Here is a 15,437-nt window from a genome sequence, read left to right on the forward strand (position 1 = left end):
AGCCCAACCTACGCTCGTTGCGCGCCGGAGTAGCCACTGGGGGTGTGGCACTGAAGCAAGATCAGACGAGCGTCGCCTCTTTCTTCGGAATCGCCGTATCCGAACCGACATGCCCCATTAATCGGTCGATCCTGCGATCCTTCGCCAGCCACAGGTCATCGACCCAGGCCTGGAATTCCTTTCTTAGCTGCTCGTCACTGGTGTAGTCCATACCCAGGAAGTGAGCCGGTATCTCAATGGTGCGGACGTCAACGATCACGCGCTTGATCCGGCCACAAAGATAGTCCCAGAACCCGTGTCGGCGATCGGGATAGACAATGGTGACGTCCAGCAGCGTGTGCAGTGTTTCGCCCATGGCGCCGAGTACGAAGGCCGTACCGCCGGCCCGGGGCTTTAGCAGGTGTTTGTAAGGCGACTTCTGGGCATCGTGCTTGGCTTGAGTGAAACGAGTGCCTTCCATGAAATTGAAGACAGTCACCGGCGTGTAGTGAAACTTCTCGCAGGCGGCGCGGGTGGTTTCCAGGTCCTTGCCTTTCAGGCTCGGGTTTTTGGCCACCTGTTCCTTGGTGTAACGGCGCATGAAGGGGAAATCCAGAGCCCACCAGGCCACGCCCAGCAGGGGCACCCAGATCAACGCCTGCTTGAGGAAGAACTTGAGCAATGGAATGCGGTCGTTCAGGACGTACTGGATGACCGGAATGTCCGCCCAGGATTGATGGTTGCACGTCACCAGATACCAGTCGTCCTGCGACAGCGCGTCAACGCCCTCAACCTGCCACTCAATCCGATGGAATAGATCGGCCAGACGGTTGTTGTAGCCAATCCAGAGGTAGGCGATCCAGCTCAGCACCACCGTGCAGCCGGCACGGACCGGGCGGATGGGAACGATCAGCTTGATGAACGCAAACAGCAGCAGTACCGGGAACAGGACCAGCGTGTCTGCGAGGATCAAAAGGGCAGCCAGGCACCCTTTGAGTGTCGCAGGCAGAAAGTTCAGCATGACATTGTCTCGTTAGCGATCAGAGCGAGTCCTGTGGGGTATCTGGCTTTCTGGACTCGCCCATCAACTGGTTGGTTTTCGCGCGGGCCTGGTCGCGGATTGCCGGTGTGACATGGACACCGAGCGCGGCGAGTGCGGCCAGCATGACTGAAATATCGTCTGTGTAACCCAGAACCGGTGTGAGGTCGGGGATGGCATCCACCAGGCTGATGAAATAGCCCAGGCTGCCGGAAATGACCGTCTTGCACCACAGCGGGGTACCCGGTGCCCGCAGTGTATAGAAGAGTGTTAGTCCCAGCTCCAACGGCTTTCGCCCGAGGTTGTAGGCGCCTCGCCGCAATTTATCGCGAAACCCGGTTTCCGAGTAGTGTCCGGACCACTCGGCGATCCGGCTGCTTTCCGGTTGTGTCGTCACAGGTCAGCCCTCGCTTTTTGCAATGCCTCCCGGCGTAAACGCCGACTTGTCGCCGGTCGCCAGCTGAAGCAGTTCCGGCAGGGTATTGCTACTGCCAATCAATGCTTTGTATTCCTTGTCGTAGTATCCAAGGTTGTTGTGCCGGATCATAGCCTGGATTTCCTCGACGTAGGCCGCTCCGCGCTCGGAGTAGCCAATCAGCCCCTGAGCCAGTGCGATGCCGCCAGGGAAGCGATCCTTCGTGCGGGCCTGCTCGCGGGTGTTGCGCAGGGCCTGATAGCTGTCGTGACGATTGAGATTGGTGATGTAGGCCCGGATCGACTCATAGGGAGACGGGAACGCGGCGACCTCGTGCGTCGCACCCTCTACACGGCTGCGGGGCACCAGTCCGCAGCCTTTGGTGAAACACCACTGGCCGAACAGGTTATTCCCCTGGGTGGCAAAGCGTGAGGTGCCCCAGGCCGATTCGTTGGCCGCCTGGGCCATAATCAGCGACGGTGGGATGACATCGAGGCGGCGATTAAGCTTGTCGTACATTTCGGGTGAGGCGACCTCAGCGTCCACCCGCAGGCGCTTGGCCTGACGCTCCAGCCAGGCGCTTTCCTGATCGGTCAGCTCCGATTTGCCTTCCAGGATTTCCAGGTTGTCACGCAGCATCAGGACGCGCGTGTTGGCGAGAACAATGCGTGGATACAGGAAGGAGAAGAACGCGGCTTTCTTTTCGGCGGTGTCGTGATACCCGGAGAAGTCCGGCAGGTCCGCCATGGCCCAGTCCGGCAGCGGTGGCAATGCGTCCAGGGTCGCGTTGTCCTGGTCGTATTCCGGCTGGTAGTCGGCGGGCTTGTGGAATGCGCCCCATCCAAAAGCCAGGACCAGCGTAGCGGCCATGGCTGTCAGTTTTACACCTGCTGACATCACGTTCTCCCATTACTGCAGTATGACGCGTATTGTAACAGGTTACGTTTGGGGCACTGTTTGGTTCAGTTACAGTGGGTATATAGAGCGTTGTAAAGGCATCGCGAGTGACGCCCGGAATCTGTAGGTTGGGCAGACGCAGGAAGCCCAACAAACCAGGTTTGCGGCCAAACTCATCCAGCTCAATGGTTGCCAAATCGGTTTTTGAGCACCCATGATTCATGCATATCCGCGCTAACGGGAGCTTCCGGTGCTCACTTATTGTTGGGCTTCCTGCGTCGGCCCAACCTACGCTCTGGGGCTATTGTAGCGCTCTGTGTGCGTTCTTCTACTCCGGCTCCCGGGCACCCAGTAGCAGGCCGATGTACTCCTCGCCGGAGGCCTTCGTTTCACGGTACCGCAGCACCATAAATTCGCGGTCACTGGACAGGTAGCCGTCCAGGGTGATCGTGCCGTCGCTGCTGTCGAACGTCAGCCGGTCATCGGATCGCGTGTAGGTCAGATCGATATTGGCGTCGTTGACCGACGTCGGTGTTTGTTGGCTTGTGGTGCTGATGGATTCCCTGATCTGGAAGCCGGCCAGCGACACGGTGGCTTCCTCTGCTGAGACATCGGTGATGGACAGCCGGCCGCCATCCACCTGTCGCAGATACTGCTCGTCGTCGCCCAGGCCGGCGATGGTGCCGGACAGTCGGTAAGTTGCTTCTTCTGGACCGCTGCTACCTTTTTCCAAGGCAAATAGGATGCCTTGTCCATTCACTGGATTGTCCAGGTTGAACGCCAACAGGCTGGCATCGGGATTGCTGGCGCCAATTCCTTCAACGCCGTAGAAACCGGTGGTGCTGCCATACAGCAGGTTAAGTCGGCCGGTATTGGCTTCACCGGCATTCAGTTGGGACGTGCGGTTGCCGACACTCGCGTTTTCGTTCCGGTTAGGTGCGGTCGTGTCGATGGCACCGCTGGCGTCCCTGCGAATGGCTTCTCCGGTGGCCGTCTGGTCGTAGTCGCCATTACCCGAACCGCTCCAGTCGCCAATAAACGATTCGGCGCGGAAGGGGTAAGTGTTGTCACCGAGTTGGACGGAAAAGCTGATGACGTTGTAGCTGGAGTGCAGGGTACCTGTATCAAAATCATCACTTTGAGCGAGGCCCACATCAAACGCGGACACGAAATAGTTCTCCAGCTCATCCTGGCGCTGATAGTTGCCGTCATTGTCCTGCTTCAGTTCGATGGCTTTGCCGGCACTGAAGTAGTTGGCCAGGAGCGTGTCCGGGTAGTCGTCGTCAGACAGCAGGATGTGCGCGTCCAGGAAGTAGGGGTTGCGAGTCCAGCCTACGGGCAGAGCGCCGGTCTTGTCGGTGATGCTCTGGTAGAGCGACGAGCCGGCCAGCAGCCGGTCCTGGTTGACGATGCTGGCGGCGCTGGGGGAGGTGGCATGGCTGTTGATTTCCCAGAAGCCCCGGCCCTTGGTGTCATAGAGGCCGTTGTCGTAGCGGTCGAGGGTGGCGCGTTCGTAAGGGTAGTCGCTCGCCATCGAGGTCACGTTGATGCCGAAGACCGAGAAGGACGTCATGCTTAAACTGGGATAAACGTAAGACACGCCGTTGCTCTCAAGGCGCTCCTCATATGCACGCTGGGTGGCCCACTGCGCTGCGGTGCCGCTGGAAAAGCGACTGCTGCGGCCCAATTCCAGCCCGAAATAGACGCCGTTCATATTAACCGAGTCGGCCGAAATGGCGCTGGTGGACACGGGGGCCACCTGGGCCAGTTCCGCCATCCGTTCGACGTAGTTGGCTAGGTCGGTGCGATTGGCCAACAGGCTGACAGCGCCTTCCAGTGAGGTACCGTCGGGAATGTTGATCTCGAAGTCCTGGATCTGGTCGGCCAGGGTCGACCAGACGAATTTGTTGATGCACAGGCCTTCGCTGTCGGTGGACTCGACACAGTCCATGACCGCCGCAAATTCGCTGCTGTTGTACCCGCCCAGTCCGTAGCGGACCACGTATTCGGAAAACGGATTTACCTTGACGTCGCGATCGCGATCCGTAGCAAAAGCCCGGATGCGGGTGCTGCCGTATTCCACCTCAATCAGCACGTCGGGGCCGACCGGCTGGCCCTCCGGGAAATTGATGATGGTGTACCCGTCGTCGTCCTGGCGTTGCTCCGTTTCCACGGTGCTGATTTTGGTCAACGTCTGGTTGGTTTTATAGACACTGACGCTGTCGGGTTGCACCAGATGCAGGTTGCGGCGGGACAACGGGGCATTGGGAGCCAGTGACTGAGGCACTTCCACCGTGATCCGGACCTCGCTCTTGGCCAGGCCCGATGAATTGTTCGAGTCACCGGTGCTGGATTCGGTGAAGTCTTCAGCGGGGTTTTTCTTGCCCGAGAAACTGTTGGGGCGGTCGCCGGCCCCCTGGACCGCGTCGTCTCCCCCGCCGCCACAGGCGGTCAGCAGGGTGGTGAGGGTAATGAAACTCAGCAGGCGCAGGGCAACGGACATAGAAATCGGGCATCCAGGATTTTTAAGTTCCCGGCAGATTAGCAGGACCGTTAACCCGAAAAAGTGAGGTTTGGCACGGAACGGAGAGGAAGGCTTATTTCGGCGTGTTGTGCGTTAGCGGGGGGGAGATCCATAAGCAGAGAAATAAAAAACGGGATTCATCCGGAATCCCGTTTCTTGCTGAAAGCGCTCTGACGTTCGGGTTTTAGAAGTAGAGCTTCATACCGGCCATGGCGCCTTCATCCAGATCGATGTCGCCGCGGGGGTCGAGATCGGTGTTCAGGTAGCGGTAGCCAGCGAACAGTTCGGCGTTGCGGATGACCCGATAGCTGACCCGTCCTTCGAAACTGGTCATATCGTCGGAGTCCCCGAAGGACAGGATGCTGGGTGCATAGTGCAGGGCGCCGGTCACCGACAGGCCAGGAACGTTGGGGATGTTCATGGTGGCGAAACCACCGATGCCCACCGCGCCGCCATCAAAGTCGTCATCATCCCAGCCAATACCCTGAACGCCGATACCGGCGGTTGTTGGCAGGTTGCCCAGTGCCGTGCGGCCTTGCGCGTGCAGGTCCAGGTTGACGATGTGGCGGCTGCCTTCGTGGTAGGTGTAGCCGGCGCCGGCCTGGAGATCGGCGGTGTTCGGCATGAAGTCGATCTGGCCTTTGGCGGAATCGTTGGTCAGGCTGAGATCAAAATCGGCGGCCAGCGCCGGTGTGGCGGCCACGGACAGTGCCAGAATGGAAAGGCGGCAATATTTCATGGATTTACCCTTATCGTTCGTTGGTTCTGCGGCCCATAGTAGCCATGGGCTAAGGGCCTCTCAACTTAACATCTGGTCATTCAGCCGGGTCTTCCATGACGCCGATCAATGGGTTGCAGACGTATTAGTCTGAATCCCGATTGAGTTGTTCAGTGCTTCGGAAAGTCGTGCTCGTTGTCAGCGTCCGGAAATTCACCCGGGTCGGCGTCTTCAGCAGGGATTCGGAATTCCTCGTTGGCCCAGGCGCCCAGGTCAATCAGCTTGCAGCGCTCGCAGCAGAATGGCCGATAAGGATTGTTGACGTCCCACTCGACGTCGTTTTTGCAGGTTGGGCAGGTGACAAGCATGGATCTCTGACTACCGATTGAGATTGCCCCGTTTGCGTTGGGAAAAGTGTTCAACGCAAGGACGGGATGGACCAGACTGGGTGCAAAGAATTGATTTAACTGGCTATCTATCCGTTGCATCCTGAAGCCTATGTTAACCGGCTCAGACGTCGATTGCACTCCGGCAGAACTGTTCGATCACGGCACGGAGCATCTCCATGTTCACGGGCTTGGCAACGAAGGCGTCCATACCCGCCCGGCGACAGCGCTCTTCATCCTTCTCCATTGCGCTGGCGGTCAGCGCAATCACCGGCACGGGCGGCTGATTGAGGTTGCGTTCGCGCTCACGCAGACGCCGGGTGGCTTCGTAACCATCGACCCGTGGCATCACGCAGTCCATAAAGATGATGTCGAATTCGTGCCACTGGATCAGGCCCAGGGCGGCTTCGCCATCGTTGGCTGTGGTGACTTCGCACCCCAGCTTCTCCAAAAGTCGGCGGGTCAGTGTGCGGTTGACCGGGTTGTCCTCGACCAGCAGAACGCGCATGCGCTGGCTGGGTAATGGGTGTTGGCTGCGCTGTTCCGGACTGGGCTGCAGGGAGAACCGGGTCAGGAACGCGCGCTCGCCGCTGGCGCGATCACTGAACATCTGGTGGAGGATCGGAGTCAGGCAGGATTCGCGCAGTGATTTGCTAAGGAAGCCGTCCGCGCCGGCCTGTCGGAAGTGTTCCGCGTCGCCGCGCTGCGGGTTGGAGGACAGCACAAGGATGCGAGTGTCCTTCCAGGCGGGATTTTCACGCACTTGCTGGCACAGGAGATCGCTGTCCATATCCGGGACGAAGCCGTCCAGGATCATGGCATCGAAGGGAACACCGCTGTCACTGTTCTGGCGCAGGGTCAGCAGGGCTTCGGCGGCGGAGTGGACGGCTTCGATCTCCACCTCGTTGCGGGACAGCATCTCCAGGGTGATTTTGCGCGAGAGCGCGTAGGAATCCACAACCAGCAGGCGTTTACCGCGGATCATACGGGTGTCCGGGCGCACACGGGTGGTGCCTTCCGGCGCGGTGGCCAGGTCCAGCTCGATCCAGAATGTGGAACCTTCGCCGGGGCAGCTCTGGACATCCAGGTGCCCGCCCATCAGTCCAATCAACTGCCGGCAGATGGTCAGCCCCAGGCCGGCTCCCGGCAACTGCCGGCGAAAACGTTGTCCCAACTGGACGTAGGGTTCATAGACCAGTGGCAGATCTTCGGCGTGGATGCCCACCCCGGTATCTTCAACGGCAATGCGGACCTGAATGCGGTCGTCCTTGTGGCCGAGCACTTCCAGATTGACCAGGACATGGCCGGAATCGGTGAACTTGATGGCGTTGGAGGTCAGGTTCAGCAGGATCTGGCGCAGGCGGATCGGGTCCCCGCGCAGGGCACTGGGCAGGTTCTCATCGACGCGTAACTCCAGCGCCAGCCCTTTCTCCCTGGCACGTTCGCCGAGCATCACCACCAGGTCATTCAAGGTGTCGCGCAGGTCGAACGGAATGTCCTCAAGCACCAGCTTGCCGGCCTCCATACTGGAAATGTCCAGCAGGTCGTTGATGATGGCGGACAGGCTCTCGGCCGAATTCTGCAGGGTTTTGACGAAATCCCGTTGCTCGTCGTCAAGTTGCGTATCTTCGAGCAGGCTGGCATAGCCCAGTACGGATTGCAGGGGCGTACGCAGTTCATGGCTGACGTTGGCCAGGAACAGGTTCTTGGCATGGTTGGCCCGTACCGCTTCATCCCGTTCGTCCCTTGAGCGCAGGCTGGATTGGCGCAGGTCGCGTGCTTCTTCCAGCAGCTGGGCGCGCATGATGTTCAGCGCATGCTCGACTTCGCTGAGTTCATCGGCCCGGCGTGGTGGACGGCGTCGAAGCTTGAGCGGGGCGATCAGGGCATCGAAGTTGAGTCGTTTGATGTAATCGGAAATGGTTTCCAGGTGCCGGGTCAGGGTCAGGCGCACGATGACCAGCAGGCCCAGGGTGCCCAGCATCACGATCATGCTCTGGAACAGCAGCAAAATCAGGCCGCGGCTGATCACCTCCTGGTAGACCGTGCTCAGGGACGAGCTGATGGTCAGCGTGCCCAGCTGTTGTCCCTGGTGTTCGCCGTCGCTCATCTTGATCGGGTAGGTCTGCTCAATGCTATCGTGATCGACCGGCTGGCCCGCGCGAAAGACATCGCCGGTTTCGGAACGGACCTCGGCGTACTGCATCGACGGGAAGGCGAGCAGTCCATCAAGACTGGTTTCCACGGCCTTGAAATCGAGCATCCAGAGGTTGCTGCTCAGCACCGGTTGCAACATCTCCGCGGCGCGGTTCTGGACTTCCTGCAGCTCACTCTTGCGACGGCCGAATTCACCCATCATCTGGGCGCCCGTGGCGACAACGGAGAGCAGGAAACTGAAAATCAGGACGTAGACCAGCAGGCGTGCCGCGAGTGGCCGGACACCGAATTTCTTGAGGGATGTTCGTAATGCCACGCTACCGTTTCCCTGGTGAAGTGATGCGACTACGGCAAACCTGAGGCATCTGTGTCATGCAGGTGGCCCCATGTCATGCACCGAATGCCCGGGCGTGTTCAGAGGTTGCTTTATTACAGATGTCTTCTGCAGCCCTGTTCTGACTGAAATCTCAGTCTAGCAGACTTATCGTCAAAACGGTCACGCCCGCTTCGCTGAAGCGGAAGCGGACATTGTGATCGTAGAGGTGCGCGCCATAGATCCGCTCCTCGATGCGCCCCCGGCGAAAGGACGGGCGCGGATCGTAGGCCACCACGTCTTCGATCAGCGCGCGAAACTCGGGGTAGCGCTCGGGATCCAGCGCGTTCAATTGGGCCTCGGCTTCTGCCGCAAACTCGACTGGCAGTCGCTCGATGGGCAGCGCGGAAGCCCAAGGGATCTCGGCATCGGAGACCGCATCGGCAAACGGCAGGTAGGGTTTGATGTCGAGGATGGGCGTTCCCTCGATCAGATCATGCTCCCGAATGCGCAGCACCAAATCGCCGTTATGCCGGCGCAGCCCTTCGTTGCGCACGACGGACAGGCCCAGGCTGTTGGGGCGGAAGGGCGAACGGCTGGCAAACACGCCGACTTTTTTGTTGCCTCCGAGACGGGGCGGGCGGATTGTCGGCCGCCATTCGGCCCTCACGGCTTCATGGAACTGGAACGTCAGCCAGAGATGGGAGCAGTCTTCAAGGCCCCGGAAGGCGTCTTCCCGATTGTAAGGCGGCTGGATGATCAGATCCGCCCAGGCGTGTCGGGTGAGGCCCGGCTGGCGGGGAACGCCGAACTTGTCCTGGAAGCAGGAGCGGGTGACCGCAATCGGTTCAAGCGTCAGGGCGTCCTGAGCCGGTCGGGATGGATGTCGGCTCATCGGATACTTCCGGCAAAATACATTTCGATACGAAAGGTGATGGAGGTGGTTTCGCCGAAATTGTCGTCTCGGTAAAAGTTCACGGCCGGGATGGCCTCGCCATAAAGCCAGGTGCTGTAAAGACGATAACGGTAGGTGAAATCAACGAAGTATTCCGTCGGACGCCATGAGGGCTGGCTCTCGCCGAGGACGCCCATGCGGGGATTCAGCTCGGCCCGATTATTGGGCCGACTGTAGAGGCTGAAGATCTCGGAAAACTCGAAATTCCGGTCGGAATGTACCCAGCGCAATTCAGAGGCGCTCCGGAACCGCCACTCTCCGTACAACCTGGAAAATCCCAGCCAGGTGCTTTCGCCCCAGCCGTCCTGGTGAAAATAATAAAACCGCTGGTCGATATCCAGATCCCAGTCATCGGCCAGATCGAAATGACCGCGGGAGCGTGCCCGCCAGAACGCATCCGGCGGCAGTCGCAGCCGGGCACCCACGTCGTTGGTCAGGTTCAACGTGTCCGTCAGATCCGTGATGTAGCGCAAGGCACCGGTGGCCTCCGAATCACTGCGTTCGTCTTCGGTCAACTGACGATCCCGATCCCTTTCTGACAGGGATTTGGTCTCCTCGCTGTCACTTTCGACAACCAGGCGCAGTTTTTCTTCAACGGTGGGCAGATCCAGCTTGAAGCGGGCTTCCGGCTGGATTTGGGCCAAATTGCCGGTTTCCGAGCGGGTGGCGAAACCGATCCGCAGGTAGCTCTGGTTGTCTGGAAGGGCGAGCTGGTCGCCGGCCAACGTCTGGTCGGCCCATGCGCCCATGTTCTGGACTTCCTTGGAGCGTTCTTCGTGCTGTCGGATGATCCACTCGGAGGTGTCCAGCCACCATGAGTCCTGCGGCTGCGTGTAGCGCTGGTCCTTGGTGTAGGTAAAAAAATCCGGGCCCAGCGCGTCCATCCGCAAAGGAGAAACGAACGGCTCCTCCCGATCCGCCGTGCTGCCCAGGGCGGCGACGGGTAGAGCTGTGAGGCAAAGAAAGAGCGCCTTGGTGTAGCTGGTTGGACGTACTCTATTCCTGGAAACGATCGATTTCATGCCGAAGCGCTTTCGCCTGTTGTTGCAATACCGCTGACTTCTGGCGAGGACCGAACAACCCGGTCACGTGCAGCAGAAGACGTCCCATGGATTTCAGGCTGTCCCGGGATTCCCGGGGAATGACGTGGATATGAGCATGCGGCACCGTCTGGTTCGCTGCCTTGCCATCGTTCAGGAGGATATGGGTTCCCTGCAGTCCCCAACCGAGTTGGCGTTGGGCCTTGAGTACCCGGCGAGCAACCTGGAACAGTCGATCCTGAAAAGTACCGTCCAGCTCGGTTATCTGAACCGCATGTTGTTTCGGAATAACAAGAACGTGGCCCCGTCCAAGCGGATGGATATCCATGAAAGCGCTGCATTCAGCGTCTTCGTAGACCAGGGCATGGGGCGCTTCATTAGCCGCGATCTGGCAAAAAATGCAGGGCTTGCTCATGAACGTTGATCCACAGAATTCGCGTCCAGCAATGCGTGAAGCGCCTTGACCTCGTCTTCGACCACCGCGAGAGGTTGGGTGTTATCAACCACGTGATCGGCTTTCTGGAGTCGATCCTCCCGGGGCATCTGTGCTGCAATAATGCGCTCCACCTGGTCTCGAGTGTTCTGATCGCGATTCATGGTGCGTTCGATCTGGGTTTCAACAGGCACGTCCACCACAATCACCTCATCCGCCAGCTGATGCTGATCGGTTTCCAGGAGTAACGGGGAAACCAGCAAGACATACTGATGAGGATAGTCTGGCGGAGCAGGTTCATCATCCAGCCAGAGCTGGCGTCGGATCTCGTTTCGAATAATGGGGTGGAGCAGGTTCTCCAACCATTGCCGCTCGGCTGGCGCTTCAAACACGATCTGCCGCAAAGCTGCGCGATCCAATGCTCCTTCGGGTGTCAGGATATTCTTGCCAAAGTGCTCGGCAATCCGTGCCAGTGCCTGCGTTCCGGGTTCAACGACTTCACGAGCAACGATGTCGGCATCCACCGCATGGACACCCAACTCCTGGAAGAACCGGGCGACCGTGGACTTACCACTGCCAATACCGCCCGTCAGACCGATGACTCTCAAGGGATAGACCTGTTGTTATACTTTGAGGAAGTTGACCCAGGCTGCCGTCATCTCCGGACCGAACCAGAGTGCAAGCAGGCCGGCGATCGCCAGATAGGGCCCAAACGGAATCGGTACCTCGCGCCCATGGCCACGGAAAACGATCAGACTGATGCCTATGACGGCACCCACCACGGACGATAGCAGAATCACTGCTGGCAGCAACTGCCATCCCAGCCAGGCCCCCAGGGCGCCTAACAGCTTGAAGTCACCATGCCCCATGCCTTCTTTGCCGGTTACCAGCTTGAACAGCCAGTAGATGGACCAGAGGGATAGATAACCAAAGATCGCCCCCCAGAAGGCGCTGCTGAAATCGGTCAGTACTCCGAAGTAGTTGAGAATAAGACCCAGCCAGAGCAGGGGAAGGGTGATGCTGTCCGGTAGCAGCTGGGTATCGAAATCGATCACGGTCAGCGCGATCAAAGCCCACACCAGAACCAGCGCCCAAAGCCCCTTTTCGCCGGCGCCCAGCCAGGCCACGGTAAAGACCGACAGAATGGCGGTAGCGGCTTCAATCAGCGGGTAGCGAATCGAAATCGGTGCTTTGCAGGAGGCGCACTTGCCGCTCAGGAACAGGTAGCTGATGACCGGGATGTTTTCCCAGGGCTTGATCTCGTGCCCGCATTTTGGGCAGGTCGAGTTGGGGGAGGAGAGGGTGAATTTCTTTTCGGGCTTTCGGTCACCTTCTGGAATTTCAAGAAACTCCTCGCATTGGCAGCGCCAGTCTTGCTCCATCATTTTGGGGAGGCGGAGGATGACGACGTTTAGGAAGCTGCCTATGCAGAGAGATATCGCGAAGAGGCAGGGATAAAAAAGCCACGGGGTGGCCATCAGGGCGTCTATTTGAGTCATGAAGTCACTGAGTGATCTGAAGAGAAGAGCAGAGGGAGGCAAATGACTTCACGCTCCCTCAAGCGAGAATGTGTTATCCGACAACTTTGCCCATCTGGAATATGGGTAGATACATTCCTATAATCAAACCACCGACAAGGACGCCCAGAACAGACATGATTATGGGCTCCATGAGAGAGGTGAGGTTATCGACCATATCGTCGACAACGGACTCATAGTGGTCGGCTACTTTCTCCAGCATGGAATCCAGGTTGCCGGACTCTTCACCAATGGCGGTCAGTTGCACTGCCATGATAGGGAAAACATCAGTAGCACGCATTGAGGCCTGCAGCTGAGTACCGCTTGATACGTCGTCGCGAATTCTTGTTACGGCATCCCTGTATACTGCGTTGCCCGTTGAGCCGGCCACTGACTCAAGTGCGTCCACTAACGGCACACCCGACGCGAAAGTTGTGGAAAGTACTCTGCCGAATTTTGCAACAGCAGACTTGTCAATAATTTCACCAATAATCGGGATTTTTAGCACATACTTGTCTACGATGTCTGAAAATTTTCTTGAGCGTTTTTTTGCCTCTTTAAAAGCCCAAATAAACCCAAATATGGCCAGTAAGACGATAAACCACCAAGATTGAAGCCATTCGGAAATATTGATAATGAACTGTGTAAAAGCGGGGAGGTCAGCGCCGAAACCATTAAATAAGCTCTCAAATTGAGGAACAACTTTGACCAACAGGATGGCTGTTACGATGATGGCGACAACAACAACGGCAATAGGGTAGGTCATTGCCTTTTTGACTTTCTTCTTTAGTATCTCCGTTTTCTCTAGATAAGTCGCAATCCTCGACAACATTTGCTCAAGTGCGCCAGCTTTTTCACCGGAGTCGACAAGGTTGCAGTACAAATCATCAAAATATCTTGGGTGTCTGCGAAGTGCACCGGCGAAACTGGTTCCCGACGCAACATCGTTTCTCAGGCTTACAACAAGCTCTTGCAGGCCTTTATTTTCCAGGCCATCTGCGACTATATCGAAACTCTGGACTAGTGGAACGCCAGCTTTCATCATTGTGGCCAGTTGACGTGTAAGCATGGCAATGTCAAACGGGCTTACCTTTTTGCTGCCGCCAAATAAAGGTTTCGACTTCTTCTTGACCTTTTCCGGCATTATGCCCTGCTTTCGAAGTTGAGCTTTCGCCAGAGCGAGGTTGCTGCCAGATATTTCGCCTTTCGTTTTGTTACCTTTGCGGTCCTTGCCTTCCCAAACGTATGTAGATAGCTTTTGCGCGTTTTCTGCCATAATTAATCCTTCGTCACGCGGTTCGCTTCCTCAAGACTGGTGACGCCGTCCATGACCTTTTTCAGGCCCGACTGTCTGAGGTTGGCGAAGCCTTCCGCCTGAGCTTGCTTTGCAATCTGAATCGAACTCGCCTCTTCCATAATCATGTTGGCGAGGTTGCCGGTGACCTTGACGACTTCGTAAATGCCGACGCGGCCTTTATATCCACCATTGCATTTATCACAGCCCTTTGGGCGGTACAAAGTAAAACCTGTATCAATTTGTTGCTCTGTGAAGCCCTCCTTCAATAGGACGTCTCTGGGGATATCGGCAGGCTCCTTGCAACTACATAGGCGGCGAGCCAGTCGCTGGGCGATAATGAGGCTGACGGAGGTAGCGATGTTAAAGGCGGGAACCCCCATATTCATCATACGGGTAAGCGTTTCGGGTGCGCTGTTAGTGTGCAGTGTGGATAGCACCAAGTGGCCAGTCTGAGCCGCTTTAATCGCGATGTTTGCGGTTTCGAGATCCCGGATCTCACCAACCATGATGACATCGGGATCCTGTCGCAGGAAGGCGCGCAGTGCTTCAGCGAAGCCCAGGCCGACTTTGTTGTTGACATTAACCTGGTTGATGCCTTCAAGATTGATCTCTGCCGGATCTTCTGCTGTGGAAATGTTTCGCTCTTGCGTGTTTAAGATATTGAGGCCCGTATAAAGAGATACCGTTTTACCAGAACCGGTTGGGCCTGTTACTAGAATCATTCCTTGAGGTTGTTCCAGGGCCTCCATATACATTTGTTTCTGCTCGTCCTCGTAGCCCAGAGCATCAATCCCCAGTTTTGCCGAACTCGGATCAAGTATACGAAGTACGATTTTCTCACCCCAAAGCGTCGGAAGTGTATTGACCCGGAAATCTATCGCCTTGGTTTTGGAAAGCTTCATCTTGATTCGGCCATCCTGAGGTACTCTACGCTCAGAGATATCAAGCTGGGCCATGATCTTGACGCGTGCCGATATCTTGGGCGCCAATTTGATAGAAGGCTTCGACATCTCTTTCAAGATGCCATCGGTGCGATACCGAACGCGGAACGTCTTTTCGTAAGGTTCAAAATGAATGTCTGATGCGCCGCCCCGGATCGCGTCGAGAAGCACTTTGTTGACGTACTTGACGATAGGGGCATCGTCAACATCTGTGGCGGCTGCCGTGGCATCGTCGCTCTCATCATCACCGCCATCAACGTCGATATCTTCAAGTTCTGCATCTTCAAGGTCGCCCATGGACGACTCGTGGGACTCTAGGTAGCGGTCGATCATTTCCCGGAGCTTTGCATCGTCTACTAGAACAGCGTCAGTGCTAAGTCCCGTATTGAACTTGATTTCGTCCAGCGCCTGGATATTCGTGGGATCCGAGACCGCAATAAACAGACGCTTCCCCCGCTTGTAGAGAGGGAGCGCATTATGTTTTCGGATCAGCTTTTCATCGACAATCTTCTCTGGGAGCATCTCTGGCGCAAATGAACTCAAATCAAGTACCGAGACGCCGAACTCCATCGCCGCTGAGAAGGCCAGTCCACGGCTATCTGCCAGGTTATTCTGAACAAGATAGGTGATCAGCGGAATCTTATTGTTCGAAGCCTGAATGAACGCATCACGAGCGGCAGCTTCGTCAAGCAGGCCATCCTCAACAAATTTACGGGCGAGACCAGTCAGGGTTACATTCTGATTGCTTGGAGGCATAAATTTTAGTGCTTTCGACAGTTTGCTGAATGTTTATGATGTCAAAGTCTAGATCGGACTCGGTTCATTT

The 15,437-nt window shown here is 57.1% G+C and carries 14 protein-coding genes; all 14 read right to left on the reverse strand.

Annotation, left to right across the window (positions count from 1 at the left end; translation table 11 throughout):
* Nucleotides 1–61: 61 nt before the first annotated feature.
* The gene (locus JL474_RS08720; protein WP_203141739.1) at nucleotides 62–1,000 is read right to left on the reverse strand and encodes an acyltransferase; all 939 of its coding nucleotides are present in this window, start codon (nucleotides 998–1,000) and stop codon (nucleotides 62–64) included.
* Nucleotides 1,001–1,019: 19 nt separating this feature from the next.
* Entirely contained in the window at nucleotides 1,020–1,415 is a 396-nt protein-coding gene (locus tag JL474_RS08725; RefSeq protein WP_236012115.1) for a YkvA family protein, read from the reverse strand.
* 3 nt (nucleotides 1,416–1,418) lie between these two features.
* Nucleotides 1,419–2,330, reverse strand: coding sequence for a glucosaminidase domain-containing protein (locus JL474_RS08730; RefSeq protein ID WP_203141740.1), 912 nt, complete (start codon nucleotides 2,328–2,330; stop codon nucleotides 1,419–1,421).
* 328 nt (nucleotides 2,331–2,658) lie between these two features.
* Nucleotides 2,659–4,833, reverse strand: a complete 2,175-nt coding sequence (locus tag JL474_RS08735) for a hypothetical protein (RefSeq protein ID WP_203141741.1) — start codon at nucleotides 4,831–4,833, stop codon at nucleotides 2,659–2,661.
* Nucleotides 4,834–5,038: 205 nt separating this feature from the next.
* Nucleotides 5,039–5,593: a YfaZ family outer membrane protein gene (locus JL474_RS08740; protein WP_123632533.1), complete on the reverse strand. Its 555-nt coding sequence runs from the start codon at nucleotides 5,591–5,593 to the stop codon at nucleotides 5,039–5,041.
* Nucleotides 5,594–5,742: 149 nt separating this feature from the next.
* On the reverse strand, nucleotides 5,743–5,940 hold the full coding sequence (yacG, locus tag JL474_RS08745; protein ID WP_123632532.1) for a DNA gyrase inhibitor YacG: 198 nt from the start codon (nucleotides 5,938–5,940) through the stop codon (nucleotides 5,743–5,745).
* A 142-nt stretch (nucleotides 5,941–6,082) separates the two neighbouring features.
* Complete coding sequence (locus JL474_RS08750) at nucleotides 6,083–8,431, reverse strand: hybrid sensor histidine kinase/response regulator (RefSeq protein ID WP_328797802.1); 2,349 nt, start codon at nucleotides 8,429–8,431, stop codon at nucleotides 6,083–6,085.
* A gap of 151 nt (nucleotides 8,432–8,582) precedes the next feature.
* Entirely contained in the window at nucleotides 8,583–9,323 is a 741-nt protein-coding gene (gene tsaA / locus JL474_RS08755) for a tRNA (N6-threonylcarbamoyladenosine(37)-N6)-methyltransferase TrmO (protein ID WP_203141742.1), read from the reverse strand.
* Nucleotides 9,320–10,405 (reverse strand): hypothetical protein, encoded by a 1,086-nt coding sequence (locus JL474_RS08760; RefSeq protein ID WP_236012116.1) that lies wholly within the window; start codon nucleotides 10,403–10,405, stop codon nucleotides 9,320–9,322. Before JL474_RS08760 ends, tsaA begins: the two co-directional genes overlap by 4 nt.
* Complete coding sequence (locus JL474_RS08765; RefSeq protein WP_203141743.1) at nucleotides 10,380–10,838, reverse strand: HIT family protein; 459 nt, start codon at nucleotides 10,836–10,838, stop codon at nucleotides 10,380–10,382. Before JL474_RS08765 ends, JL474_RS08760 begins: the two co-directional genes overlap by 26 nt.
* Nucleotides 10,835–11,464 carry a dephospho-CoA kinase gene (gene coaE / locus JL474_RS08770; protein ID WP_203141744.1) on the reverse strand — a complete coding sequence of 210 codons (630 nt, stop codon included), beginning with the start codon at nucleotides 11,462–11,464 and terminating at the stop codon, nucleotides 10,835–10,837. Before coaE ends, JL474_RS08765 begins: the two co-directional genes overlap by 4 nt.
* A 15-nt stretch (nucleotides 11,465–11,479) precedes the next feature.
* Nucleotides 11,480–12,355 carry a prepilin peptidase gene (locus JL474_RS08775; RefSeq protein ID WP_203141912.1) on the reverse strand — a complete coding sequence of 292 codons (876 nt, stop codon included), beginning with the start codon at nucleotides 12,353–12,355 and terminating at the stop codon, nucleotides 11,480–11,482.
* A 73-nt stretch (nucleotides 12,356–12,428) separates the two neighbouring features.
* Nucleotides 12,429–13,649 (reverse strand): type II secretion system F family protein, encoded by a 1,221-nt coding sequence (locus JL474_RS08780; protein ID WP_203141745.1) that lies wholly within the window; start codon nucleotides 13,647–13,649, stop codon nucleotides 12,429–12,431.
* Nucleotides 13,650–13,651: 2 nt separating this feature from the next.
* A complete protein-coding gene (gene pilB, locus JL474_RS08785; RefSeq protein WP_203141746.1) occupies nucleotides 13,652–15,367 on the reverse strand; it encodes a type IV-A pilus assembly ATPase PilB in 1,716 nt (571 codons plus the stop codon).
* Nucleotides 15,368–15,437 lie beyond the last annotated feature (70 nt).

This window comes from Marinobacter mangrovi (assembly GCF_016798325.1).
GTDB lineage: Bacteria > Pseudomonadota > Gammaproteobacteria > Pseudomonadales > Oleiphilaceae > Marinobacter_A > Marinobacter_A mangrovi.

Bases quoted from the DNA above. Each gene is read 5' to 3' on its own strand.
- JL474_RS08760 (WP_236012116.1), bottom strand. From the start codon at position 10,405: ATGAAATCGATCGTTTCCAGGAATAGAGTACGTCCAACCAGCTACACC.
- yacG (WP_123632532.1), bottom strand. From the start codon at position 5,940: ATGCTTGTCACCTGCCCAACCTGCAAAAACGACGTCGAGTGGGACGTC.
- JL474_RS08735 (WP_203141741.1), bottom strand. From the start codon at position 4,833: ATGTCCGTTGCCCTGCGCCTGCTGAGTTTCATTACCCTCACCACCCTG.
- tsaA (WP_203141742.1), bottom strand. From the start codon at position 9,323: ATGAGCCGACATCCATCCCGACCGGCTCAGGACGCCCTGACGCTTGAA.
- JL474_RS08775 (WP_203141912.1), bottom strand. From the start codon at position 12,355: ATGACTCAAATAGACGCCCTGATGGCCACCCCGTGGCTTTTTTATCCC.
- JL474_RS08765 (WP_203141743.1), bottom strand. From the start codon at position 10,838: ATGAGCAAGCCCTGCATTTTTTGCCAGATCGCGGCTAATGAAGCGCCC.
- JL474_RS08740 (WP_123632533.1), bottom strand. From the start codon at position 5,593: ATGAAATATTGCCGCCTTTCCATTCTGGCACTGTCCGTGGCCGCCACA.
- JL474_RS08720 (WP_203141739.1), bottom strand. From the start codon at position 1,000: ATGCTGAACTTTCTGCCTGCGACACTCAAAGGGTGCCTGGCTGCCCTT.
- pilB (WP_203141746.1), bottom strand. From the start codon at position 15,367: ATGCCTCCAAGCAATCAGAATGTAACCCTGACTGGTCTCGCCCGTAAA.
- JL474_RS08780 (WP_203141745.1), bottom strand. From the start codon at position 13,649: ATGGCAGAAAACGCGCAAAAGCTATCTACATACGTTTGGGAAGGCAAG.
- JL474_RS08730 (WP_203141740.1), bottom strand. From the start codon at position 2,330: ATGTCAGCAGGTGTAAAACTGACAGCCATGGCCGCTACGCTGGTCCTG.